The organism is Planobispora longispora (genome assembly GCF_016863135.1).
GTDB classification, from domain to species: Bacteria; Actinomycetota; Actinomycetes; order Streptosporangiales; family Streptosporangiaceae; genus Planobispora; species Planobispora longispora.
In genome coordinates this window covers 1-23,276 of record NZ_BOOH01000025.1, presented here as the reverse complement: position 1 = coordinate 23,276, position 23,276 = coordinate 1, and the positions used below count along the sequence as shown (strand labels likewise).

Below are 23,276 nucleotides of genomic sequence, written 5' to 3'. Positions count from 1 at the left end.
GCGCAGGACGGGCCGCGATGACCGGACGGGCCGCGGTGCAGGACGGGCCGGGAGCGTAGGCCCCGCTGTCCGGGCACACCCGGCGGGGCCCAGGCTCTTCGGCGCCGGGAGCGGGTCAAAGGAGCTTGCGCAGGCGGAAGAGGTCTCCGATGCTGGCGTCGACCTTGACGCGGCCGCCGAACACCGCGCGCCCCATGTCGAGCTCCCCGTTGACCAGGGCGACCAGATCGTCGCCGGCGAGGGTCAATTTCACGTCGGCGGGCGCGCCGTCGGCCGGCGGGTCTTCGGTGAAAGGCCCGAGACCGCCGTGGTGGATGCGGCCGTAGAAGGTCACTCCGAGGTCGCTGACATGGCAGCTGATGGAGCGTTCGACCACGTGCTTGGCACGGCTCTCCTGGTCAACCTCGTCGAACTGTTCGCCGAGTTTCCGCAGTGCCACCCGGCACTCGTCGACGGTCGCCATCGAGCGGCGCTCCTTTCATTCCGGACCGGTCCGAATTCCTTTATCTACGGACGGTAGCGTTCCACATAGACACAATGCGCGATCCAGCACGCGGGGGTGTGCTGGAAAGGAGGCTGCTGCCATGGTGTTCGAAGCACTGCGGGGGTATGTCCAGGGAGCCACCGGCCTTACGGAGATGACAACGAGCAAGGCCCGCGTGATAGTTCGCGATCTGATCGCCTCGGGGGAGGCGGGCCTGTTCCAGATGTCGGGCCAGGTCGACAAGCTGGCCAAGGAACTCGTCGCGACGGGCAAGGCCAACCGCGACCAGCTCAACGAGGTGGTCAGGAGCGAGGTCGACCGCCTGCTCGGCGTACTCGACCTGGTCCGCGCCGAAGACCTCGACGGGCTCAGGAAGCGGATCGCGGAGCTGGAGGCCAAACTCGGCGAGGCCGAGAAGGCGACTGCGTCCAGGTCCGAGGCCGCCGCATCCAGAACCACGGCATCCAGAACCACGGCGTCCGGGAACGGCGCGTCCAAGGCCGCGACCGGATCCGCGACCACGGGGACCACGGCCGGGACAGCGTCGAAGATCAAGGCCGCCACGGAGGGGAAGGCGCCCGTGGCCGAGGCCGCCGCCCCCGTGAAGACCGCCGCGACGGTCGCACGGCCGTCCCGGTCCGCTGCCACGAGCGCTCCGGCGGGCAGGACGGCGACGACGCGGAGCCGTACGACGGGAGGGAAGGCCGCTCCCGGCGGAAAGGCCGCTGCCACGAAGACGGCGGCCACGAAGGCGACGGCCACGAAGGCGACGGCCGCACGGAGCCGCGCCGCCGCCACGACACCCGCCGGGAAGAACGCCCTGGAGACCTCTCCGGTGACCAGCGCGGCGAAGCAGGCCGTCGAGGACGCCCTGGGGTCGGGGGCGGCGGCGACCGTCACGGCGACCACCGCGAAGGCGGCCGGAGGGAGGGCCGTCGCGGCGAAGAGCGCCGCGACCAAGAAGACCGCCGCGGCGACCACCGCGAAGGCGGCCGCGGAGAAGCCCGTCACCGCGAAGGCGGCCACGGCGACCCGGACGAGGAAGACGGCCACGGGGAGCGCCGCGGGCGCCGGAACGGGGAAGACGGCCGCCCAGGGCGGAGCGGGGAAGACGGCGAAGGGCGCGGGGAAGGCCGGTGAGGCGCTCGCCGTGGCCGCCGGGACGACGCGGGCCGGCGCTTCCGATACGGTCAAGGAGCCCGCGGGCGGGACGGCTCGCACGCCGCGTGCCCGGGGCACCACGACGAAGACCAGAAAGACGACGAGCACCTCCGGAGGGGGCGCATGACGGACCTGCCGGAAGGGACCGGCGACGAGCGGGTGGACGCGGCGCTGGGCGGCCTGGCCGTGCTGGGCGAGCTGCCCGTCGCGGCGCACGTGGGCGTGTTCGAGGAGGTGTTCGCCGGGCTGGAGCAGGCTCTCGCCGCAGCCGACGACAGGGCGGACGGCGTCTCGGACGTCCCGGACCCGCCGCGGTGAGCCGCCGGGCGCGTCTCGACAGCGAGCTCGTCCGCCGGAAGCTGGCCCGTTCCCGTGAGCACGCCGCACAGCTCATCGGGGCGGGGCGGGTCGCCGTCGGCGGGCGGACGGCCTCCAAGGCCGCCACCCAGGTCGACACCGCCTCGGCGATCACGGTCGCCGAGGCGGCGGAGGGCCCCGACTACGTCTCGCGGGGAGCGCACAAACTCATCGGCGCCCTGGAGGCGTTCGGCCCGAAGGGGCTCGCCGTCAAGGAGCGGCGCTGCCTGGACGCCGGGGCCTCCACCGGGGGCTTCACCGACGTGCTGCTGCGCAACGGCGCGGCGCACGTGCTCGCCGTCGACGTCGGGTACGGCCAGCTCGCCTGGTCGCTGCGGACCGACGAGCGGGTCACGGTCATGGAGCGGGTCAACGTCAGGGATCTGACCCCCGACATGGTCGGCGAGCCTCCCACGCTGATCGTCGGTGACCTGTCGTTCATCTCGCTGCGGCTCGTGCTGCCGGCCCTGATCGCCTGCGCGGCCCCGGAGGCCGACTTCGCGATGCTGGTCAAGCCGCAGTTCGAGGTCGGCAGGGAGCGGGTCGGCGCGGGCGGGGTGGTCAGGGACCCCGCGTTGCGCGCGGAAGCGGTGCAGGATGTGGCAGAGGCCGCGCATTCGCTCGGCCTGACCGTGCGGGGTGTCACCGCGAGCCCCCTGCCGGGCCCGTCGGGCAACGTCGAGTACGTGATCTGGCTGGGCAAGGGAGAGGGCGCCCCGCCGGTCCCGGACGTCGCGGCCGAGATCGGGCGCGCGGTGGCCGAAGGCCCCCAGTAGTGGCGATCCCCCGAAAGAGTGGAACATGACAACCAGTCGCACCATGCTGGTCACCGCCCACACCGGGCGCAAGGCGGCAGTCGACAGCGCCCGGCTGGTGATCAGCCGCCTCGTGGACGCGGGCGTGAGCGTGCGGGTGCTCAGCGCGGAGGCGGAGGCCGTGGCGTGCGAGGGGGCCCGCGTGGTGCCCGCCGGCCTGGCCGCCGTGCAGGACGCCGAGATGATGATCGTGCTCGGCGGCGACGGCAGCCTGCTGCGCGCCGCGGAGCTGGCCCGGCCGGCCGGCGTCCCGCTGCTCGGCGTCAACCTCGGGCACGTCGGTTTCCTGGCCGAGGCGGAGGTGGAGGACCTGGCGGCCGCGGTCGACTGTGTGGTGGAGGGCCGCTACGACGTCGAGGAGCGGATGACCGTCGAGGTCACCGCCCGCCTCAACGGGCAGCTGCTGGCCGACACGTGGGCGCTCAACGAGGCGACCGTGGAGAAGCGCGAGCGCATGCTGGAGGTGGTCGCCGAGATCGACGGGCGCCCGCTGTCGCGCTGGGGCTGCGACGGGGTCATCTGCGCCACGCCGACCGGCTCCACCGCCTACGCGTTCTCCGCGGGCGGGCCCGTGGTCTGGCCCGAGGTGGAGGCCCTGCTGCTGGTGCCGATCAGCGCGCACGCGCTGTTCGCCCGGCCGCTGGTGGTCTCGCCCCGGTCCGCGCTGGCACTGGAGATCCAGCCCCAGACGGCGGGCGCGGTGCTGTGGTGCGACGGCCGCCGCCGATTCGATCTGCCCGCGGGCGCGCGGGTCGAGGTCCGCAGGGGAGAGCTGCCGGTACGGCTCGCGCGGCTGCACGGCGTGGAGGACACCGGGGCGCCGTTCACCGACCGGCTGGTGGCCAAATTCGATCTCCCCGTTCAGGGATGGCGCGGCCGGATGCGGCCGTAGTCTGATGGTCCCGTCCGAGGGCGGGATGGCCCGGGGCGGTCGTAATCTGTCCGGGCGGTCCCGGCTTCGAGCGCGTAGGATCGTGCCCGCGCACCGCACTGGTGTTCGGGTGGATTCAATGTGACAGGAGGGACCCGTGCGACCAAGGGTCGAGGAGGTCCGCATCCAGGGGCTCGGCGTCATCGACGAGGCGGTCCTGGAGCTATCACCGGGATTCACCGTGGTCACGGGTGAGACCGGCGCGGGCAAGACCATGGTGGTGACCGGTCTGGGGCTGCTGTTCGGCGGCCGGGCCGACCCCGCCCGGGTCCGTCCCGGCGCCGATCGGGCCACCGTCGAGGGCACGCTCGTGATCGATCGGGACGGCCGGGTGGCCCAGCAGGTCGAGGACGCCGGCGGGGTGCTGGAGGACGGCCAGCTGATCATCTCGCGCACCGTCTCCTCCGAGGGCCGCAGCCGGGCCTGGCTGGGCGGGCGGAGCGTCCCGGTGGGCACGCTGACCTACCTCGCCGACGACCTGGTGGCCGTGCACGGCCAGATGGACCAGCAGCGGCTGCTCCAGCCGGGCCGCCAGCGCGCGGCCCTGGACCGCTACGCGGGCGACGACCTGGTCAAGCCGCTGCGCGCCTACGAGCAGGCCTACAGACGCCACCGGCAGATCGCCGAGCAGCTGACCGAGCTGACCACCCGGGCCAGGGAGCGCGCCCAGGAGGCCGACCTGCTCAAGTTCGGGCTCGAAGAGATCGAGAAGACCGACCCCAAGCCCGGCGAGGACGTCTCCCTCCGCGAGGAGGAGGAGCGCCTCTCCCACGCCGACACGCTCAGGGGCGCGGCGGAGACCGCCCACGCGGCGCTGCTCGGCGACCCGATGGCCGGCGAGCAGATCCAGGACGCCGTCTCCCTGGTCGGGCAGGCCCGCTCCGCCGTCGAGGCGGTCCGCGACGTCGACCCCGCACTGGCCGGGATCGCCGACCGGCTCGCCGAGGCCGGCTACCTCCTGTCCGACGTCGCCACCGAGCTGGCCGCCTACGCCGAGTCGGTGGAGGCCGATCCGGCGCGCCTGGCGGCCGTGCAGGAGCGCCGGTCCGTGCTCACCCACCTCATCCGCAAGTACGGCGAGGACAGCACGGCGGTGCTCGGCTGGGCCGAGCGGGCCGCGACGCGCCTGACCGAGCTGGAGGGCGACGACGACCGGATCGCCGACCTCGCCCGCGAGCACGAGGAGCTCACCGGCCGCCTCACCGAGCTGGCCGCCGAGCTGACGAGGGTCCGCACGGCCGCGGCCGAGCGGTTCGGCCAGGTCGTCACCGAGGAGCTCACCGCCCTGGCCATGCCGCACGCCCGCGTCGCGGTCGTCCTCACCCGGGCCGCCGAGTTCGGCCCGCACGGTGTGGACGAGGTCGAGCTGCGCATGTCCCCGCACCCCGCCTCGCCGCCGCTGCCGCTGAACAAGGGCGCCTCCGGGGGTGAGCTGAGCCGCGTCATGCTCGCCATCGAGGTGGTGTTCGCCGGCGCCGACCCGGTGCCGACGTTCGTGTTCGACGAGGTCGACGCGGGTGTCGGCGGCAAGGCCGCGGTCGAGATCGGGCGGCGGCTGGCCCGTCTGGCCCGCACCGCGCAAGTGATTGTCGTCACTCATCTGCCCCAGGTCGCGGCCTTCGCCGACCAGCATCTCGTGGTGGAGAAGGACAGCGACGGCAGCGTCGTGCGCAGCGGCGTGGTCGCCCTCGACAGGGATGCCCGGACCCGCGAACTCTCCCGGATGCTGGCCGGTTTGGAAGACTCCGAGCTCGGCCGGGCGCACGCCGAGGAGCTCCTCGCGATAGCCGCCGCCGACAAGGCATGAACGCCCGCGGGCGTGCTCCGGTGCGGCCCGATCAGATGATGATCTACTGTGACGAGGTTGACACACCGCCGGGTACTTGGCTCACCTGCTCGTTTCCTCTGGCAGGATGGTCATGATGAAGGTGCCGACTGACGAGCTTCACCGCAGGCTCACGGGTTACCTCCGCCGCAGGAAGGTCGACGACCTTCCCGGGGTGACGGCAGTGGCGAGGATCGACCGGCGGACCAAGAGGCTGACCAAGCGCCTCAAGCCCGGAGAGATCGCGATCATCGATCACGTCGACGTCGACCGGGTGAGCGCGGAGGCGCTTGTCGCGTGCGGCGCGGCGGGCGTGGTCAACGTCGCCGCGGGCATCAGCGGCCGTTACCCCAACCTGGGGCCGCAGATCGTCGTCGAGGCCGGTGTGCCGTTCGTCGACAACGCCACCCCCGAGCTGTTCGAGCGCGTCCGGGACGGCGACCTGGTCCGCCTGCACGAGGGCGTCGTCTACCTCGGCGACGAGATCATCGGCAAGGGCGAGGCGCAGACGGCCGAGTCCGTCGGGGCCGCCATGGCCGAGGCCCGCGCCGGGCTGGCGGTGCAGATCGAGGCGTTCGCCCTCAACACGATGGAGTACGTCCGGCGCGAGAGCGACCTGCTCATCGACGGGGTCGGTGTGCCCGACATCAGCACCTCCATGGAGGGGCGGCACGTCCTCATCGTGGTGCGCGGCTACCACTACAAGGAGGACATCGCGGCCCTGCGCCCCTACATCCGGGAGTACCGCCCGGTCATGATCGGGGTGGACGGCGGCGCCGACGCCCTGCTGGAGGCCGGCTACACGCCCGATGTGATCGTGGGCGACTTCGACTCGGTCTCCACCAAGGCGCTGACCTGCGGCGCCGAGCTGGTCGTGCACGCCTACCGGGACGGCCGCGCGCCGGGACTGGAGCGGGTGGAGCAGCTCGGGCTCGGCGCGGTGGTCTTCCCCGCGACCGGCACGAGCGAGGACATCGCGATGCTGCTGGCCGACGACAGGGGCGCCGAGCTGATCGTCGCGGTCGGCACGCACTGGACCCTGGAGGAGTTCCTCGACAAGGGCCGCTCGGGCATGGCCAGCACCCTCCTGACCCGCCTGCGGGTGGGCAGCAAGCTCATCGACGCCAAGGGCGTCAGCCGGCTCTACCGCAGCCGGATCTCGACCTCGTCCCTGCTCCTGCTCGTCGTCACCGCGCTGGTCACCATGGGAGTGGCGGCCTTCTCCACCCCGGTGGGCAGCATCTGGCTGGGTGACGCCTGGAACGCCTTCATCTTCTGGTTGGTCGGACTCTTCTCGTGATCGATTTCCGTTATCACCTCGTCTCCATCATCGCGATCTTCGTCGCGCTCTCGGTCGGCATCGTGCTGGGCACGACCCTGCTCGAGGAGCCGACGCTGCAGGCCACCGAGGCGGTCGCCAACGCGCTCCGCGACGACAACGGCGAGCTCCGCGCCGAGAACGACGTCCTGCGCAAGGAGAAGACGGGCCATGAGTCCTTCCTCAACGCCCACGCCGCCGAGCTCGTCCGGGGCGACCTGGCCGGGGAGACCGTCGTGATCGTGGAGACCCCCGGCGCCGCGACGGGCATGACCGAGGCCGTCCGGCAGCTGATCGAGCAGTCCGGGGCGACCGTGACCGCCCAGGTCACCCTCACCGAGAAATACCTGGACCCCGTCCAGTCCGTCCTGATCGACCAGCTGGCGACCGGGATCAAGCCCGCCGGCCTGGTCTTCCCCGCCGAGGACACCCCCTACGACAAGGCCGCCGCGGTGCTCGCCAGCGCGCTCGTGACCGTGGCCCCCGACCAGGCGGGCAAGGAGAACCCGGCCGCCGGCGGGGTCATCGACGCCTTCCAGCGCGCGGATCTGCTCGGCGTGACCGTGGGGACCGCGGGCGAGCCCGCCGAGCCGGGGCACATCGCCAGGGCGGGAACGGCCGTGGTGATCGCCCCCGAGCAGCCGTACACCGGGGAGACCGCCGCGACCCAGGCGGGCGCGCTCGTCTCGCTCGCGCTCGGCCTGGACGAGGGCTCCCGGGGCACGGTGCTGGCCGGTCCCCGGTCCTCGGCCGCGGTCGGCGGCGTCGTCACCGCGCTCCGCGAGGGCGCGGCCGGGGAGAAGGTCTCCGGGGTGGACACCGCCGATATCCCCGCGGGCCGGGTCGTGGTGGTCTACGCTCTGCGGGAGCAGCTGTCCGGGAGCACCGGTCAGTACGGCACCGGCCCCGGCGCCCCGGCCTTCGAGCCGAGCCCGCCGTCGCCGGAGGCCACCCCGTCCCCGACGCCGACGGCCAATCCGTCCGCGCCGTCCACGGCCACCTCTGGAGGGTGATTCCGATGGCCCGTCGCGCCCTTCTCAGCGCTCTCGCCGGCGCCGCGCTCGGCGCGGTGGCCGCCCGCGCCGCCTACGCCGCGTTCACCCGCAGGCCGCCGGTCGGCGACGCCGAGACGTGGAGCCGGACCAACCACCGGGGCGAGCCGATCACCCTGATCGAGGGCCCGGCCCTCGTCGCCGGCGCGGCCGCCGCGGTCGCGGCGGCCCCCGGCCTGCCCGCCGGGACGCGCGCGGCCGCCCTGCTGGCCGTGGCGGGCAGCGGGGCCCTCGGCGCCTACGACGACCTGTACGGCGTGACGACCTCCAAGGGGTTCCGGGGCCACCTGGGCGCCCTGTCCAAGGGCGAGGTCACCAGCGGCGCCGTGAAGATCCTCGGCATCGGCGCGACCGGCCTGGCCGCCGCCGCCCTGACCTCGCGCGGCCCGGCCGACACCCTGGTCAACGGCGCGCTGGTCGCCGGGAGCGCGAACCTGGCCAACCTCTTCGACCTGCGCCCCGGTCGCGCGATCAAGGTCGGCCTGCTCGGCGGGGCGCCGCTGCTGGCCGCCTCGGTCCTCAAGGACACGCCCGTCGCGGCGGCGGTGACCGCCGGGACCCTCGGCGCGGCGGCGGCCCTCCTGCCCGAGGACCTGGGCGAGCGGGCGATGCTCGGCGACGCCGGGGCCAACGCGCTGGGCGCGCTGCTCGGCCTGGCCGCCGCCGTCTCCCTCGGCCGCCCCGGCCGCCTGGCGGTGCTCGGCACGGTGGTCGCGCTGACCGCCGCCTCCGAGAAGATCAGCTTCACCCGGGTCATCGCGGGCAACCGCGTGCTCAACCGGATCGACATGCTCGGCCGTCGCCCCGTGGAGCAGGCGCCCGCCCCCCGATGATCAGAAAGATCGGTCAGGGGGTCGCGGGAGCGGCGCTCCTCATCGGGATCGTGACCGTCGCGGCCCGGCTCGTCGGCTTCGGCAGGTACTACGTCCAGTCGCAGACCGTCGCCAACGACTGCCTGAGCACCGTCTACAACACCGCCAACTACGTCCCGAACATCGTCTTCGAACTGGTCGCGGGGGGCGCGCTGGCCGGGATGGCGGTCCCGGTGCTGGCCTCGGCGGCCGCGCGGTCCGACGACGACCCGGAGGCGAGGGCCGAGGCCGGCCGGATCACCTCGGCGCTGCTCACTTGGGCGATGCTGGTCCTGGTGCCGCTGACCCTGCTGATCGCGGTGTTCGCCGGGCCGATCGTCGCGTTGCTCGTGGGCGATGTCGGCGGGGCCGGAACGACGGATCGCTGCGACGTCTCCCAGGTGATCGGGGCCGGGGCGGACATGCTGATCGTCTTCGCCCCTCGGATGATCTTCTTCGGGCTGGCCGTGGTCCTGTACGGCGTGCTCCAGGCGCACCGCAGGTTCCTGGGCCCGGCCCTGGCGCCGCTGGTCTCCAGCCTGCTGATCATCGTCTCCCACCTGGCCTTCGAGACGGTCAACGGGGAGGCCGCCGGAGATCTGGGCGAGCTGACCACGGCAGGGGAGCTGATCCTGTCCCTCGGGGCGACGGTCGCGGCCGCCGCCATGGTCGTGACCGTGATCGGCCCGGTGGCCCGGCTCCGGCTCCGGCTGCGGCCGTCGCTGTCCTTCCCGCCGGGGGCGGGGGCCCGGGCCCGGCGGCTCGCCACGGCCGGCCTGGCCGTCCTCGTCGCCCAGCAGATCACGCTGACCGCGGTGGTCGGGCTCACCAACGACCTCGGGGGAGAGGGGCGGATCGGCTTCTACACCTACGCCTGGGCGCTGTACCAGCTGCCCTACGCGGTGCTCGCGGTCCCGATCACGACCAGCTCCTTCCCCACGCTGTCCACCCGCGCCGCCGAAGGCGACCGGGAGGGCTTCGACGGCCTGGCCGCCTCGACCACGCGGGTGACCCTGCTGGCCATGGGATTGGCGGCGGGGGTGATGGCGGCGGTCGCCATGCCCGTCTCGCGCGTGTTCCTGGAGGGCACCGAGGGCGGGATCCCCGCGGAGATGGCCGCGGGCGTCACGCTGTTCGCGCCGGGACTGATCGGATACGCGCTGATGACGCACCTCGCCCGGGTTCTGTACGCCTGCGGCCGGGGGCGCTCGGCGGCCCTGACCTCCGTGGCGGGATGGGGTGTGGCGCTGGGCGCGCAGGTCGTGCTCGCGCACGCCGCCGAGGGGCCGGGAGACGTGGTGGGACGGCTGGCGCTGGGCAGCACGGCCGGGATGACCGTGGGCGGCATCCTGCTGGCCCTGGCGGTGCTGAGGGCCCGGGGACGCCAGGCCCTCGCGGGGGCCTGGCGGGCGCTGCTCGCCTCCGCGGCCGGTGGAGCCGCCGCCTACGGGGCCGGGCTGGCCGTCGCGACGGCGTTCGGCGACGTGTCGAAGTGGATGTGCGTGCCGGTCGGGGCGGGCGCCGCGCTGGCGGGGGCTGTGGCGTTCGCGGCGGTGGCCGCGGTGATCGACGGACCGGACGCCCGCGCGCTGCTGCGACGCGGGCGTCAGAGGTGAGCCTGCCGGAGGCGGGCGTGTAAGAGGTGGGCGTGTCGGAGGTGGGCTTGTCAGGGGCGGGAAAGGAAGCGCGGATGTCCGGAGCGGGATCGAAGGTGGCACTCGTGCTGGGGACCAGCGCGGGCGGGGTCGGGCGGCACGTGGCCATGCTGGCCGCCGGGCTCGTGCGGCGCGGGCGCCGCGTGGTGGTGGCCGGACCGCCGAGCACCGAGGAGACTTTCGGCTTCACCCGGCTCGGCGCCCGGTTCGTCCCGGTCCCCATCTCGGACCGGCCGCGCCCGGGCGGCGACCTGCGGGCGGTGCGGGAACTGCGGGGGCTGCGCGGGGCGGACGCCGTACACGCGCACGGGCTGCGGGCCGGGGCGCTGGCGGCCCTCTCCCTGACCGGGACCCGCACCGGGCTGGTGGTGACGCTGCACAACGCCGCCACGGCCGGGGGAGCCGTCGGCGCGATCTACGGGGTCCTGGAGCGGATCGTCGCCCGCCGCGCCGACCGGGTCCTGGTCGTCTCGCCGGACCTCGGCGACCGGATGACCGTCCTGGGCGCCCGGCACGTCGAGGCCGCCGTCGTCCCCGCGCCCGAAGCGGTCGTGTCGGGGCGGAGCCCGGAGGAGATCCGCGCGGAGTTCACGGGGCTCGCCGGGGCCGCGGAGTCCGGTGGCGGTGATCGGCCGATCCTCCTGACGGTGGCCCGGCTCGCCCAGCAGAAGGGCCTGGAAGCCCTCCTCGACGTGGCGGCCTCCTTCGCCCCGAGCTCCGCGGCGGGCACTGACGCCGGGGAGAACGCGGCCGGGCAGGGCGGGGCCGCTCTCCCGGAGGGGCGGGCGCTGTTCCTCGTCGCGGGCGACGGGCCGTTGCGGGGGGAACTGCAGCGGCGGATCGACGCGGAGCGGCTGCCGGTGCGGCTGCTGGGCGACCGGCGGGACGTCGGCGATCTGCTCCGGGTGGCGCGGGCGCTGGTGGTGCCGAGCCGCTGGGAGGGGCAGCCGCTGAGCGTGCAGGAGGCGCTGCGCGCCGGGACGCCGGTCGTGGCCACCGCCGTCGGGGGGATCCCGCCGATGGTGGGCCGGGGCGGGGTGCTGGTGCCGTACGGCGACACCGCCGCCATGAGCGGCGCGGTCCGCAGGATCCTCACCGACGACGGGTTCGCCCGGCAGCTGACGCGGGAGGCCGAGCGGCGGGGCGGGGAACTGCCCGGGGAGCAGGAGGCGCTGGAGGCCGTCCTGGCGGTCTACGCCGGGCTCGAATAGGCTTCCCGGCCCTGCGACCGGAAAGGCTCAGCGGATCGCGACCCGGATCGCGACTCGGGCGGATCGCGACCTGGCCGGATCGTGACCCGGACGGCGGGACCCGGACGGCGGGACCCGGCTCACCGCTGCACGATCGTGCGCTCACCTTCCCCGATCGGCTCCTCGAAACCGGCCAGATACCTCCGCAGGAGATCATCGGACACCGTGACGTGGTTCGGCCCCTCCAGCGCGTTGCGCACGGCGAGCCGCCGGCGCAGCGTTTCCGGGTCCGCCTTGAGGTAGACGAGTTCCCACCGGTATCCGTGGCTTTCGATCAAGGACTTGTACCGGTCGCGTCTCGCGCGCTGCCAGAAGCTGTAGTCCAGGACCACGGCCCGGCCCTCCCGCATCAAGCGCACCAGCTCGTGCCGTAACGCCTCCTCGGCGGCGGCTTTGTGATCCTCGTACTCCTGCGGATCGAAACGCGCGCCGTCCTGGCCGAACCGCTCCCAGATCGCCTCGTCGATCGACAGCCGCACGTAGCCGCGCCGTTCCAGCGCCTGCGCGTAGGTCGTCTTGCCCGAACCGGCGAGCAATGATCGAAACCTGTGGATCGCCGGGAAGGGGTGTACCTTCCCGGATCACCCGATGAAGGTTTCGAGATAAGGCCGACGTTGCCGCGTCGGTCGGGAAGGCACACCCGTGCCGCTTACCGTAGTCCCTGATCTCCCCTCCGACGATGGCAACCCGGTGCCCGGCTCGGCCGCGTTGATCGACCAGCTCGTCCGCGAGGGCGCCCGCCGTATGCTGGCCGCCGCCCTGCAGGCCGAGGTGGACGCCTACATCTCCGCTTTCGCCGACGAACGCGACGAAGCCGGCCGCCGCCTGGTGGTGCGCAACGGCTCCCACGCCCCGCGCGAGATCCTGACCGCGGCCGGAGCGATCGAGGTCCGCGCCCCGCGCGTCAACGACAAGCGCACCGATCCGGTCACCGGCGAGCGCCAGCGGTTCTCCTCATCGATCCTGCCGCCGTGGTGCCGCAAGACGCCCAAGGTCAGCGAGGTGCTGCCGCTGCTGTACCTGCACGGCCTGTCCTCCGGCGACTTCACCGCCGCGCTCGGGCAGTTCCTCGGCTCGACGTCGGGGCTGTCGGCATCAGTGATCACGAAGCTGACCGAGCAGTGGAAGGCCGAGCAACGTACCTTCGCCGCCCGGGACCTGTCGGGCGTGGACTACGTGTATGTGTGGGCCGACGGCATCCACGTCAACGTCCGCCTGGAGGAGCAGCGCCTGTGCCTGCTGGTGATGATCGGCGTACGTGCCGACGGCCGCAAGGAGTTCGTCGCGCTGGCCGACGGTTACCGCGAATCCACCGAGTCCTGGGCGGACCTGCTGCGCGATGCCAAACGCCGCGGCATGTGCGCTCCGGTGCTCGCGGTCGCCGACGGGGCGCTGGGGTTCTGGGGTGCGCTGAGTGAGGTGTTTCCGCAGACCCGAGCCCAGAGGTGCTGGTTTCACAAGATCGCCAACGTGCTCGGGGCGCTGCCGAAGTCCGCGCACCCGGGAGCGAAGAAGGCGCTGGCCGAAATCGGGAACGCCGAGCACAAGGAGCACGCCGAGGCGGCGGTGGCGGCGTTCCAGGCCGCTTACGGCGCCAAGTATCCCAAGGCGGTGGCCAAGGTCACGGACGACGCCGACGAACTGCTGGCGTTCTACGACTTCCCGGCCGAGCACTGGATCCACCTGCGCACGACCAACCCGATCGAGTCGACGTTCGCCACGGTCCGGCACCGCACCAAGGTCACCAAGGGGCCGGGGTCGCGTGCGGCCGGGCTGGCCATGGCGTTCAAGCTGATCGAGTCGGCCCAGGCCCGCTGGCGCTCGATCAACGCCCCTCACCTGGTGGCTCTCGTGCGTGCCGGAGCCCACTTCGAACGTGGCGTCCTCATCGAACGTGACGAGGCCAGCGCAGCATGACCGGTCATACCGAACGGCCGCTGCTCTTCCTCGACGTCGACGGGCCGCTTCTCCCCTTCGGAGAGGACCCGCACCGCACACCGCGGGGTACGACACCGGACTCGCGCTTGGCACGGCTCACCTCCGAGCTGGGGAACCGACTGACAGCGCTGCCCTGCGAACTCGTCTGGGCGACCACCTGGGAAGAGGAGGCCAACGCCGAGATCGCACCCCGCATCGGGCTGCCGCGACTGCCCGTCGTGAAGTGGCCGGAGCCCACCGACCAGCATGAACGTGAGGACCGATGGTTCGGACTGTGCTGGAAGACCCGGGCTCTGGTGAACTGGGCGGGCGGGCGCCCGTTCGCGTGGGTCGACGACGAGATCACCGACGCCGATAGGGAGTGGGTCGCCGCACACCATAGCGGTCGGGCGCTCCTTCACCACGTGGAGTCATACCAGGGACTCGCCGACGAAGACTTCGCAGCCCTCGATCGATGGCTCCGAGCCCTATGAGTCACCCACGATCCACAGAATTTGACAATTGCTCGAACCGGCGATGCCGCACATCAACACGACGGATCGCCCGGATCCGTCTCCCGGCCCGGCGGCGACGCGGCCGGCTTCCGTACCGCTCACGACATCGTCCATGGACGCGACACTAGCGATCACCCGCGGACCTGACGCCGGCAGGGCAGACCCGGTGGGGCACTGGCCTGCAGATAAATCTGATTTGGATGGTTTTATAGAGTTTTACGGCACCCGGCGGAGACTGGGAACAAGCTGGTGTCCCGGTGGGTTGAATTAGGCGCAGCCAAGCTCGATCCCTATACTGGCTTGGTTAGGGGGGGAGTATCCCTTCGCGACAGTCTCGTCATCACGGTGCCGCCTCGATCCACGAGGCCCCCGGGGCTGCCGGTCCGCGCGCGCGATCTTCGCTGGGCGGGAGAGACCTCCGGCATTCAGTCATGCGCGCCGGAGGGTTGTCACATCATGATCATACCTGCCTGGGCATGGGCCGCCGTCATCGTCGGGCTGCTCCTGATCCTCGCCTTCGACCTGTGGATCGTCGATCGGGGCGAGCCCCGTGAGTTCTCGATGCGGCAGGCCAGCTTCTGGGTCGGCTTCTACGTCACGCTCGCAGTGATCTTCGGCGGCGTGCTCTGGGCGACCGCGGGGGCGACCTCGGCGGGTGAGTTCTTCGCCGGCTACATCACGGAATACAGCCTGAGCGTCGACAACCTCTTCGTCTTCTACATCATCATGACCCGCTTCGCGGTGCCCAGGATCTACCAGCACAAGGTCCTGCTGATCGGCATCCTGATGGCCCTGGTCATGCGCGGCATCTTCATCGCCGTCGGCGCCGCCGCCCTGGCGAACTTCAGCTGGATGTTCTACATCTTCGGCATCTTCCTGATCTACACCGCCGTGGGGCTGGTCCGCCAGCACGGCCAGGAGGAGGACGTCCCGGAGAACGCGCTCCTGCGCTGGGCCCGCCGGACGCTGCCGCACACCGACGACTACGTGGGCTCCAAGGTCACCGTCAAGATCAACGGCAAGCGCTTCGTCACCCCGATGCTGATCGTCATGATCGCCATCGGCACCACCGACCTGCTGTTCGCGCTCGACTCGATCCCGGCGATCTTCGGTCTCACCACCGACGCGTTCATCGTCTTCACCGCCAACGCGTTCGCGCTGATGGGCCTGCGCCAGCTGTACTTCCTGCTGGGCGGCCTGCTGCAGCGCCTGGTCTACCTCAGCTACGGCCTGGCCTTCATCCTCGGTTTCATCGGGGTCAAGCTGATCCTCGAGGCGCTGCACTCCAGCCACGTCTCCTGGGCGCCCGAGATCCCGATCTCCGTGTCGCTGTCCGTCATCGGCGTCACCATGGTGATCACCACTGTGGCGAGCCTCGTCAAGTCCCGGCGTGACACCCGCAAAGGCAACGAAATCACCACCTCCGCGGAGGCCAAGCAGGGCTAGCGGATTGGCGGGGGAGGCGCTTTGCTTGTCTCGTTGCGCCGTAAAAGGGCAGAGAGGTCGGTAGCATCCTCCCCCAGAGCGGGTAGACATACCGGTCTATAGCCGCAAGACATCACAAAAGGTTCCCTGTGTCCCACGATTCAGCAAGCCATCGGCCAGGCCGCGTCCGACTGGCGCGTGGCGTCTCCCCGTGGCTGTTGCCGACGGTGGCCGCGACCGCCGCCACCTCGTTGCTCAGCCGCCGCGACCCGCGCTGGGCGCTGGCGGCGGTCCCGCTGACCGCGCTCACCGGCGCCATGCTCTGGTTCTTCCGCGATCCCGAGCGCACGCCGGGCGACGCGCGGATCCTGTCGCCCGCCGACGGCGTGGTGCAGAGCATCGACCCGTGGCCGGACGGCCGCACCCGAGTGGCGATCTTCATGAGCCCGCTCAACGTGCACGTCAACCGCGCGCCGCTGGCCGGCACGGTCACCTCGGTGGAGCACGTCCCCGGGGGTTTCGTGCCGGCCTTCAACAAGGACAGCGACCTGAACGAGCGGGTCGTGTGGCACCTGGACACCGCGCTCGGCGACATCGAGCTCGTCCAGATCGCGGGCGCGGTCGCCCGCCGCATCGTGCCCTACCTGCGGGCGGGCGCCAAGGTGACCAGGGCCGAGCGCATCGGGCTGATCCGGTTCGGCTCGCGGGTGGACGTCTACCTGCCGGAAGGCATCGCCCCCGCGGTGTCCGTCGGGCAGAAGACCGTCGCGGGGGTGACCGGCCTTGACCACGGCTGACGCGGGCTGGCCGATAGACGAGGCGGACGACGAGCCCCGGGGGCCCGTCGGCAAGGCGTTCCGGCTCTCGGCCGCCGACTCCCTGTCCCTGGGCAACGCGCTCTGCGGCTTCCTCGCGGTCTGCGTCCTGGCCTGGTCGGCCATCACCTCGCTCCAGCAGACCGGCAAGTTCTCGGCCGACCCGCGGTTCTTCGGCACCGCGGTGGTGCTGCTGCTGCTCGGCGCGACCTGCGACCTGTTCGACGGCCTGGTGGCCCGCAAGTTCCGCGCCTCGGCGATGGGCGCGGAGCTCGACAACCTCGCGGACGTGATCAGCTTCGGCTTCGCCCCCGCGTTCATGGTCGTCATCTGGGCGGGCTTCAACCCGAGGGTGCCGTTCGTCCTGGTGATGATCGCGGCGGCGTCGGTGCTGCTGGCCGGGGTCATCCGGCTTGCGCGCTTCGCCTGCGTGAAGACCAAGAGCGGCGACTTCATGGGCCTGCCCATCCCGATGGGCGCCATGACCGTGGTCTCGATCGTCCTGCTGTTCCCGCCGTCGGTCGGGGCCATGGTCCCCATCTTCGGCGTCGCCTACCTGATGGTCAGCCGGATCGAGTACCCCAAGCCCAAGGGCAACCTGGCGGCCGCCGTACTCGCCTGGATGATGATCAACGTCGCCTGCCTGACCATCTGGGCCGCCGGCCTGGCCGGGGGCGACAGGCTCATCAAGGTGGGCGCCGTCATGCAGGTGGCGATCGTGGCCGCGATCCCGCTGCGCGTCCTGATGTTCAAGCACGAGAAGCGCAAGGAGCGCAAGGAATCCGAGAGCATCGGCTGACGCGCTCCCGAACAGACGGGATCGGCCCGGCCGGAGAGTGATCCGGCCGGGCCGATCGCGTGTCCGGGGGCCGGGTCCCTACCAGCCGCGCTCCCGCCACTCCGGCAGGGACGGGCGCTCGGCGCCGAGCGTGGTGTCCTTGCCGTGGCCCGGGTAGACCCAGGTCTCGTCGGGGAAGCGGTCGAAGATCCGCTCGGACACGTCCGCGAAGAGCTGCGCGAAGCGCTCGGGGTCCTTGTTGGTGTTGCCGACCCCGCCGGGGAAGAGCGAGTCACCGGTGAACAGGTGGCCGTTGTAGTGCAGGGCGATGGAGCCGGGCGTGTGCCCGCGCAGGTGGATGACCTCCAGGTCGACCACGCCGACGGTCACCTTGTCGCCGTGCTCGACCGTCAGGCCGACCGGGACGGGCAGCGCCGGGGCGTCCAGCGGATGGGCGATCACCAGGGCGCCGGTGGCCCGCGCGACCTCCTCCAGGGCCTGCCAGTGGTCGCCGTGCTGGTGGGTCGTGACGATCCTGCCGATCGGCATGCCGCCGATGAGCTCCAGCAGCCGGTCGGCCTCGGCGGCGGCGTCGATCAGCAGCCCGTCGCCGGTGTCGTTGCACCGGACCAGGTAGGCGTTGTTGTCGAACGGCCCGACCGCCAGCTTCGAGATCGTCACGGCGGGCAGCTCGCGCACGTCGGCGGGGCCGCCGACCTGCACGTCGCCGGTATAGGTCATGGATACTCCTCCGGAGGTGTCGCGGGAAGGCCGGGGGCGGCGGTCATGATCAGCCACGGCGGCGGCGCGGGCAGCGGCCCGGCGGCTGGTTCGTTGCCCGTGGCCCCCTCCCGCATCACCCTAAGGCCCGCCCCGGCCGAGCGCCCGGTCAGCCAGGCCAGCAGCGTCCGCGCGTCCCCCTGGACCACGGGCCCGGAGCCGAGACCGCGCCAGACCTGGCGGTGCTTGTGGTCGTCCTTGACCTCCTCCACCACGATCTCGCTGATCGGGCTCGGCTCGCGGGGCCAGCAGACCATCACGTCGTGCAGTTCGCGCCGGACGAAGGCGTCCGACCAGGCGGAGCAGTCGTACCCGGCGTCGAGGTCCACGTGGTGGAACTCGGTCTCGCGCAGCCGCCGGACCAGCAGGTACCAGGCGGGGTGCGGGGGAGGCCGCATCCCGCCGACCATCGCCGACCACGCCCGCGGGGGCAGGTCGCGGAAGGCCGTCGCGAGCCGGGCCGCGCTCTCCTCCAGGTCGGCGAGTTGCTCCTTGGCGGGCCGTACGGCTCCCGCCGCGATGTCGGCGTCGCGGCTCTCCACGCTGGGGTACTGCGGCCTCTCGACCCCCGTCCTGGCCCATTCCGTGAGGTTGACCAGGCTGTCGGCGTTGCGGGCGATGTGGGTGATCAGGTGGCCCCGGGTCCAGCCGGGCAGCCGGGAGGGCGCCGTCAGGTCGGCGTCGGACAGCCGGGCCACGGTGGCGACGAGGCGGTCGGTCGAGGCGGCGAGTTCGGACTGGAACGCGTCTAGGACATCCATTCCCACACTTCACCATCGCGGCGGAGGCCGTACCAGGGTGGAGAGAGGGAAGTTCGGGCGTTGCGGAGCCCGGGAGGAAGGAACGGGGAAGTTCACCCGGAGGGGGCGGGGCGCGCGGCGGGCGGGGTGCCCGGCGGATCTGCCCCGGTGGATCTGTCCCCCGGCGGGCCGCCGAGGGGCCCATACCGGTGGGAAGCGACCCGTCGAGGGGACCCATACCGGTGGGAAGCGACCCGCCGGGTCCGGGGGAGGCCGTACTCTGGAGGAGGTGGGAAACGCCGTCCTCGGGGGGAGATGGAGAGATCCGTCTGCGGACGGCACTCCGCGAGCTCTGCGAGCTCCGCGAAATTGTCGGACCCCGTCGCTAGTCTTCCCGCGACCGCTTCCAACCCTCTAAACCGACGTCGGGACTGCTGTGGCTGACCGTCTCATCGTGCGTGGCGCACGTGAACACAATCTCAAGGACGTCTCGCTGGAGCTGCCGCGAGACTCGCTGATCGTCTTCACCGGACTGTCCGGATCGGGCAAGTCCAGTCTGGCCTTCGACACCATCTTCGCCGAGGGCCAGCGGCGCTATGTCGAATCCCTCTCCGCCTACGCGCGGCAGTTCCTCGGGCAGATGGACAAGCCCGACGTCGACTTCATCGAGGGCCTGTCGCCCGCGGTGTCGATCGACCAGAAATCGACCAGCCGCAACCCCCGGTCGACCGTCGGAACGATCACCGAGGTCTACGACTACCTGCGACTGCTGTGGGCGCGCATCGGCAAGCCGCACTGCCCGCAGTGCGGCCGCGCGATCGCCCGGCAGAGCCCCGAGCAGATCGTCGACCGGGTCATGGAGCTGGAGGAGGGCACCCGCTTCCAGGTGCTCGCCCCGGTGATCCGCGGGCGCAAGGGCGAATACACCGAGCTGTTCGGGCAGCTGCAGGCCAAGGGGTACGCCCGCGCCCGGGTCGACGGCGTGGTGGTCCGGCTGGACGACCCGCCGAAGCTGAAGAAGTACGAGAAGCACGACATCGAGGTCATCGTCGACCGGCTCGCGGTCAAGGAGAGCGCGCGCAGCCGCCTGACCGGCTCGGTGGAGACCGCCCTGCAGCTGTCGGGCGGCACGATCACGCTGGAGTTCGTCGACCTCCCCGAGGACGACCCGAACCGCGAGCGCTTCTACTCCGAGCACCTCTACTGCCCCTACGACGACCTGTCGTTCGAGGAGCTGGAGCCGCGCTCGTTCTCCTTCAACTCTCCCTTCGGCGCCTGCCCGGAGTGCACCGGTCTGGGCACCCGGATGGAGGTCGACCCGGAACTGGTCGTGCCCGACCCGGAGGCGACCCTGGGGGAGGGCGCCCTGACCCCCTGGTCGGGCGGGCACACCAGCGACTACTTCGAGCGCCTGCTGGAGGCGCTCGGCAAGGCCATGGGGTTCAACCTCGACACCCCCTGGGAGCGGCTGCCGAAGAAGGCGCAGAAGGCGCTGCTGCACGGCCACGACGAGCAGGTGCACGTCCGCTACAGCAACCGCTACGGCCGTCAGCGCTCCTACTACACCACCTTCGAGGGGGTGATCCCCTGGGTGCAGCGCCGGCACGCCGAGTCCGAGAGCGACGGCATGCGGGAGAAGTTCGAAGGCTACATGCGGGAGATCCCCTGCCCGGCCTGCGAGGGGGCCAGGCTCAAGCCGGTCTCGCTGGCCGTCACGGTGGACGGGCGCTCCATCGCCGCGGTCTCGTCCATGTCGATCGGCGAGTGCGCGATGTTCCTGGCCGGGCTGAAGCTGTCCGACCGCGACATGCAGATCGCCGAGCGGGTGGTCAAGGAGATCAACGCCCGGATGGGCTTCCTGCTCGACGTCGGCCTCGACTACCTGACCATGGACCGCGCGGCGGGCACCCTCGCGGGCGGCGAGGCGCAGCGCATCCGGCTGGCCACCCAGATCGGGTCCGGCCTGGTCGGCGTGCTCTACGTGCTCGACGAGCCCTCCATCGGCCTGCATCAGCGCGACAACCAGCGGCTGCTGGAGACGCTGATCCGGCTGCGTGACATGGGCAACACGCTCATCGTGGTCGAGCACGACGAGGACACCATCGCCGCCGCCGACTGGGTGGTCGACATCGGCCCCGGCGCGGGCGAGCACGGCGGCCAGGTCGTCGTCTCCGGCACGGTCCCGGAGCTGCTGGCCTGCGAGGAGTCGATGACCGGCGCCTACCTGTCCGGGCGCAAGACCATCGCGATCCCCGCCGAACGCCGCAAGCGCGACCGCAAGCGGCAGATCACGGTCAAGGGCGCCCGCGAGCACAACCTCAAGGGCGTGGACGTCGAGTTCCCCCTCGGGGTGTTCACCGCGGTCACCGGCGTCTCCGGGTCCGGCAAGTCCACCCTGGTCAACGACATCCTCTACAACTCCCTGGCCAAGGAGCTCAACGGCGCGCGCACCGTCCCCGGCCGGCACTCGCGCATCAACGGCATCGACCTGGTCGACAAGGTCGTGCACGTCGACCAGTCGCCCATCGGCCGCACGCCCCGCTCGAACCCGGCGACCTACACCGGCGTCTTCGACAAGGTCCGCGACCTGTTCGCGCAGACCACCGAGGCGAAGGTCCGCGGCTACGCCAAGGGCCGCTTCAGCTTCAACGTCAAGGGCGGCCGCTGCGAGGCGTGCTCCGGCGACGGCACCATCAAGATCGAGATGAACTTCCTGCCCGACGTGTACGTGCCGTGCGAGGTCTGCCACGGCGCGCGCTACAACCGGGAGACCCTGGAGGTCCACTACAAGGGCAAGACGATCTCCGAGGTGCTCGACATGCCGATCGAGGAGGCGCTCGACTTCTTCGACGCCATCCCCTCGATCAAGCGCTACCTCAAGACGCTCAACGACGTCGGCCTGGGCTACGTCCGGCTCGGCCAGCCCGCCACGACCCTGTCCGGCGGTGAGGCCCAGCGCGTCAAGCTCGCCTCGGAGCTGCAGCGCCGCTCCACCGGCCGGACGATCTACGTCCTGGACGAGCCGACCACCGGCCTGCACTTCGAGGACATCCGGCGCCTGCTGGGCGTGCTCGGCAAGCTCGTGGACGGCGGGAACACGGTCATCGTCATCGAGCACAACCTCGATGTGATCAAGACCGCCGACTGGATCATCGACATGGGTCCCGAGGGCGGTTCCCGGGGCGGCACCGTGGTCGCCACCGGCACGCCCGAGGAGGTCGCGCTGGTCGAGGCCAGCCACACCGGCCGCTTCCTGCGCAAGATCCTTGGAGCCTGACGCGGCTCCCGGCGCGGGGCGGGAGCGGCGCCCGTTCCCGCCCGCGCCGCCGGGACGGCCCCGCCCGCCCGGGCGAGCGCCCGGATTCGGGACCGGGCTCCACCGTCAATACTCTTGACGCCGAGCCCGGTTTCACGGGGGACATTGCGAGAAGGGCCGCGATGAGCAGCAGCAGTGACGGTTTCACCATGCCCACGAGAAGGAACGTGATCGGCGCCGCGGGGGTCGTGGCATGCGGTACGGCACTGGCCGGGTGCGGCACGGGGGAGCGGGCTCCGGCCGCCGTTCCCCCCGGGGTCAAGGGTCAGGTCATCGCCAAGGTCGCCGACGTGCCGGTGGGCGGTGGCAAGGTGATCCACCAGTGGAAGATCGTGATCGCCCAGCCGACCTCGGGGGTGTTCAAGGCGTTCAGCGCCAGCTGTCCGCACCGTGGCTGCGCGGTCAGCCGCCCGGCCGAGGGGGTCATCCGCTGCCCCTGCCACGGCAGCGAGTTCGACGCCGTCTCCGGCAAGTGCCTCAAGGGGCCGGCGGAGGCGCCGCTGGTGGAATTCCCGCTGAAGGTCGAGGGCGACGGAATCGTCCTCCTCTGAGGAGAGCCCGGGAAGTTCGGCGCGGCTTCGAGTGAGGAAGGCCGGGGAAGTCCAGCGCGGTTTCAAGGCCCGGTCCCGATGTGCTCCGGGTCCGGGCGAAAGTGGGTCGAAGACGTAAATCTTCACAGTCTTCTGACGTCGGGTGCGGCATGCTGAACCGTCATCGGGACGCGAGCCGTACCGAACAGAAAGAAGCTCCTGGGAGGGTGACCATGTCAGAGACGACGACACGGCGTGCGGTGATGCTCGGTGCGGGAGGTGTGGGGCTCACCGCCGTGCTGACCGCCTGCTCGGGGTACGGCCAGCCGACGGCGGAGGAGACGACCGCTCCGGCCGATCCCGCCCCCTCGTCCGCGCCCGAGACCGGCTCGGGGTCCGGCAACGGTGACTCCGCGGCCGACGCCCTGGCCAAGACCAGCGACATCCCCGTGGGTGAGGGCAAGGTCTTCAAGGCCGAGAAGGTCGTGGTGACCCAGCCGAAGGCCGGGGAGTTCAAGTGCTTCACCTCCGTCTGCACCCACCAGGGGTGTGACGTCGACGCCGTCGAGGGCGGCACCATCAACTGCCCCTGCCACGGCAGCAAGTTCAACATCGCCGACGGGTCCGTCGCCAACGGCCCGGCCAACAAGCCCCTTGAGGAGAAGGCCATCAAGGTCGACGGCGAGTCGATCACTCTGGCCTGAGGCCGCGGGCCGCCGTGCTCGCCGGGGATGAGGGGCCCGCGGCGGGTACGGCGGCCC

At 71.8% G+C, this 23,276-nt stretch carries 22 protein-coding genes; 18 read left to right on the top strand and 4 right to left on the bottom strand.

The window, feature by feature from the left end; genetic code table 11:
- Positions 1–115: 115 nt before the first annotated feature.
- Complete coding sequence (locus Plo01_RS17815) at positions 116–463, bottom strand: SCP2 sterol-binding domain-containing protein (protein ID WP_203891745.1); 348 nt, start codon at positions 461–463, stop codon at positions 116–118.
- Between the two features lie 175 nt (positions 464–638).
- Here Plo01_RS17815 and Plo01_RS17810 point away from each other — a divergent pair, with 175 nt between their 5' ends.
- The 10 genes from Plo01_RS17810 (at position 639) to Plo01_RS17765 (ending at position 11,660) form a co-directional block, all read left to right on the top strand.
- Complete coding sequence (locus tag Plo01_RS17810) at positions 639–1,772, top strand: phasin family protein (RefSeq protein ID WP_203891744.1); 1,134 nt, start codon at positions 639–641, stop codon at positions 1,770–1,772.
- Positions 1,769–1,963 carry a hypothetical protein gene (locus tag Plo01_RS17805; RefSeq protein WP_203891743.1) on the top strand — a complete coding sequence of 65 codons (195 nt, stop codon included), beginning with the start codon at positions 1,769–1,771 and terminating at the stop codon, positions 1,961–1,963. The genes Plo01_RS17810 and Plo01_RS17805 overlap by 4 nt, the downstream gene beginning before the upstream one ends.
- Positions 1,960–2,778, top strand: a complete 819-nt coding sequence (locus Plo01_RS17800) for a TlyA family RNA methyltransferase (protein ID WP_203891742.1) — start codon at positions 1,960–1,962, stop codon at positions 2,776–2,778. The genes Plo01_RS17805 and Plo01_RS17800 overlap by 4 nt, the downstream gene beginning before the upstream one ends.
- Before the next feature lie 25 nt (positions 2,779–2,803).
- The gene (locus Plo01_RS17795; RefSeq protein WP_203891741.1) at positions 2,804–3,709 is read left to right on the top strand and encodes an NAD kinase; all 906 of its coding nucleotides are present in this window, start codon (positions 2,804–2,806) and stop codon (positions 3,707–3,709) included.
- A gap of 136 nt (positions 3,710–3,845) precedes the next feature.
- Positions 3,846–5,555: a DNA repair protein RecN gene (gene recN, locus Plo01_RS17790; protein ID WP_203891740.1), complete on the top strand. Its 1,710-nt coding sequence runs from the start codon at positions 3,846–3,848 to the stop codon at positions 5,553–5,555.
- Positions 5,556–5,670: 115 nt separating this feature from the next.
- The gene (gene steA / locus Plo01_RS17785; RefSeq protein WP_203891739.1) at positions 5,671–6,873 is read left to right on the top strand and encodes a putative cytokinetic ring protein SteA; all 1,203 of its coding nucleotides are present in this window, start codon (positions 5,671–5,673) and stop codon (positions 6,871–6,873) included.
- Positions 6,870–7,904: a copper transporter gene (locus Plo01_RS17780; RefSeq protein ID WP_203891738.1), complete on the top strand. Its 1,035-nt coding sequence runs from the start codon at positions 6,870–6,872 to the stop codon at positions 7,902–7,904. Before steA ends, Plo01_RS17780 begins: the two co-directional genes overlap by 4 nt.
- Before the next feature lie 5 nt (positions 7,905–7,909).
- A complete protein-coding gene (locus Plo01_RS17775; RefSeq protein WP_203891737.1) occupies positions 7,910–8,776 on the top strand; it encodes a hypothetical protein in 867 nt (288 codons plus the stop codon).
- Positions 8,773–10,410: a murein biosynthesis integral membrane protein MurJ gene (murJ, locus tag Plo01_RS17770; protein WP_203891736.1), complete on the top strand. Its 1,638-nt coding sequence runs from the start codon at positions 8,773–8,775 to the stop codon at positions 10,408–10,410. Before Plo01_RS17775 ends, murJ begins: the two co-directional genes overlap by 4 nt.
- 74 nt (positions 10,411–10,484) lie before the next feature.
- The gene (locus Plo01_RS17765; RefSeq protein ID WP_203891735.1) at positions 10,485–11,660 is read left to right on the top strand and encodes a glycosyltransferase family 4 protein; all 1,176 of its coding nucleotides are present in this window, start codon (positions 10,485–10,487) and stop codon (positions 11,658–11,660) included.
- 119 nt (positions 11,661–11,779) lie between these two features.
- On the opposite strand, the gene Plo01_RS17760 is transcribed toward Plo01_RS17765, so the two are convergent.
- Positions 11,780–12,235: a P-loop nucleotide/nucleoside kinase family protein gene (locus tag Plo01_RS17760; RefSeq protein ID WP_203891734.1), complete on the bottom strand. Its 456-nt coding sequence runs from the start codon at positions 12,233–12,235 to the stop codon at positions 11,780–11,782.
- A gap of 106 nt (positions 12,236–12,341) precedes the next feature.
- Between Plo01_RS17760 and Plo01_RS17755 the strand changes: the two genes are divergently transcribed.
- The 5 genes from Plo01_RS17755 (at position 12,342) to pssA (ending at position 17,170) form a co-directional block, all read left to right on the top strand.
- Positions 12,342–13,616 carry an IS256 family transposase gene (locus Plo01_RS17755; protein WP_373871695.1) on the top strand — a complete coding sequence of 425 codons (1,275 nt, stop codon included), beginning with the start codon at positions 12,342–12,344 and terminating at the stop codon, positions 13,614–13,616.
- The gene (locus Plo01_RS17750; RefSeq protein WP_203891733.1) at positions 13,613–14,110 is read left to right on the top strand and encodes an HAD domain-containing protein; all 498 of its coding nucleotides are present in this window, start codon (positions 13,613–13,615) and stop codon (positions 14,108–14,110) included. The genes Plo01_RS17755 and Plo01_RS17750 overlap by 4 nt, the downstream gene beginning before the upstream one ends.
- Positions 14,111–14,587: 477 nt before the next feature.
- Positions 14,588–15,577 carry a TerC family protein gene (locus Plo01_RS17745; RefSeq protein WP_203891732.1) on the top strand — a complete coding sequence of 330 codons (990 nt, stop codon included), beginning with the start codon at positions 14,588–14,590 and terminating at the stop codon, positions 15,575–15,577.
- Positions 15,578–15,705: 128 nt separating this feature from the next.
- Complete coding sequence (locus Plo01_RS17740; RefSeq protein WP_203891731.1) at positions 15,706–16,353, top strand: phosphatidylserine decarboxylase; 648 nt, start codon at positions 15,706–15,708, stop codon at positions 16,351–16,353.
- Positions 16,340–17,170 carry a CDP-diacylglycerol--serine O-phosphatidyltransferase gene (gene pssA, locus Plo01_RS17735; RefSeq protein WP_203891730.1) on the top strand — a complete coding sequence of 277 codons (831 nt, stop codon included), beginning with the start codon at positions 16,340–16,342 and terminating at the stop codon, positions 17,168–17,170. The genes Plo01_RS17740 and pssA overlap by 14 nt, the downstream gene beginning before the upstream one ends.
- A gap of 78 nt (positions 17,171–17,248) precedes the next feature.
- Here the strand turns inward: pssA and Plo01_RS17730 are convergent, their stop codons facing one another.
- Together Plo01_RS17730 and Plo01_RS17725 are read right to left on the bottom strand one after the other, a co-directional pair.
- Positions 17,249–17,890, bottom strand: coding sequence for an MBL fold metallo-hydrolase (locus Plo01_RS17730; RefSeq protein ID WP_203891729.1), 642 nt, complete (start codon positions 17,888–17,890; stop codon positions 17,249–17,251).
- Entirely contained in the window at positions 17,887–18,690 is an 804-nt protein-coding gene (locus Plo01_RS17725) for a maleylpyruvate isomerase family mycothiol-dependent enzyme (RefSeq protein ID WP_203891728.1), read from the bottom strand. The genes Plo01_RS17730 and Plo01_RS17725 overlap by 4 nt, the downstream gene beginning before the upstream one ends.
- 415 nt (positions 18,691–19,105) lie before the next feature.
- On the opposite strand from Plo01_RS17725, the gene uvrA reads away from it, so the two are divergent.
- From uvrA to Plo01_RS17710, 3 genes are all read left to right on the top strand, one after another.
- Entirely contained in the window at positions 19,106–21,946 is a 2,841-nt protein-coding gene (uvrA, locus tag Plo01_RS17720; protein WP_203891727.1) for an excinuclease ABC subunit UvrA, read from the top strand.
- Between the two features lie 161 nt (positions 21,947–22,107).
- Entirely contained in the window at positions 22,108–22,536 is a 429-nt protein-coding gene (locus Plo01_RS17715; protein WP_203891726.1) for a Rieske (2Fe-2S) protein, read from the top strand.
- Positions 22,537–22,748: 212 nt separating this feature from the next.
- Positions 22,749–23,219 carry a Rieske (2Fe-2S) protein gene (locus tag Plo01_RS17710; protein ID WP_203891725.1) on the top strand — a complete coding sequence of 157 codons (471 nt, stop codon included), beginning with the start codon at positions 22,749–22,751 and terminating at the stop codon, positions 23,217–23,219.
- Positions 23,220–23,276: the final 57 nt, after the last annotated feature.

Coding starts and splice junctions, on each gene's coding strand:
- Plo01_RS17815 (WP_203891745.1), bottom strand. CDS start 463: ATGGCGACCGTCGACGAGTGCCGGGTGGCACTGCGGAAACTCGGCGAA.
- Plo01_RS17810 (WP_203891744.1), top strand. CDS start 639: ATGACAACGAGCAAGGCCCGCGTGATAGTTCGCGATCTGATCGCCTCG.
- Plo01_RS17805 (WP_203891743.1), top strand. CDS start 1,769: ATGACGGACCTGCCGGAAGGGACCGGCGACGAGCGGGTGGACGCGGCG.
- Plo01_RS17795 (WP_203891741.1), top strand. CDS start 2,804: ATGACAACCAGTCGCACCATGCTGGTCACCGCCCACACCGGGCGCAAG.
- steA (WP_203891739.1), top strand. CDS start 5,671: ATGAAGGTGCCGACTGACGAGCTTCACCGCAGGCTCACGGGTTACCTC.
- Plo01_RS17775 (WP_203891737.1), top strand. CDS start 7,910: ATGGCCCGTCGCGCCCTTCTCAGCGCTCTCGCCGGCGCCGCGCTCGGC.
- murJ (WP_203891736.1), top strand. CDS start 8,773: ATGATCAGAAAGATCGGTCAGGGGGTCGCGGGAGCGGCGCTCCTCATC.
- Plo01_RS17765 (WP_203891735.1), top strand. CDS start 10,485: ATGTCCGGAGCGGGATCGAAGGTGGCACTCGTGCTGGGGACCAGCGCG.
- Plo01_RS17750 (WP_203891733.1), top strand. CDS start 13,613: ATGACCGGTCATACCGAACGGCCGCTGCTCTTCCTCGACGTCGACGGG.
- Plo01_RS17745 (WP_203891732.1), top strand. CDS start 14,588: ATGATCATACCTGCCTGGGCATGGGCCGCCGTCATCGTCGGGCTGCTC.
- Plo01_RS17730 (WP_203891729.1), bottom strand. CDS start 17,890: ATGACCTATACCGGCGACGTGCAGGTCGGCGGCCCCGCCGACGTGCGC.
- Plo01_RS17725 (WP_203891728.1), bottom strand. CDS start 18,690: ATGGATGTCCTAGACGCGTTCCAGTCCGAACTCGCCGCCTCGACCGAC.
- Plo01_RS17715 (WP_203891726.1), top strand. CDS start 22,108: ATGAGCAGCAGCAGTGACGGTTTCACCATGCCCACGAGAAGGAACGTG.
- Plo01_RS17710 (WP_203891725.1), top strand. CDS start 22,749: ATGTCAGAGACGACGACACGGCGTGCGGTGATGCTCGGTGCGGGAGGT.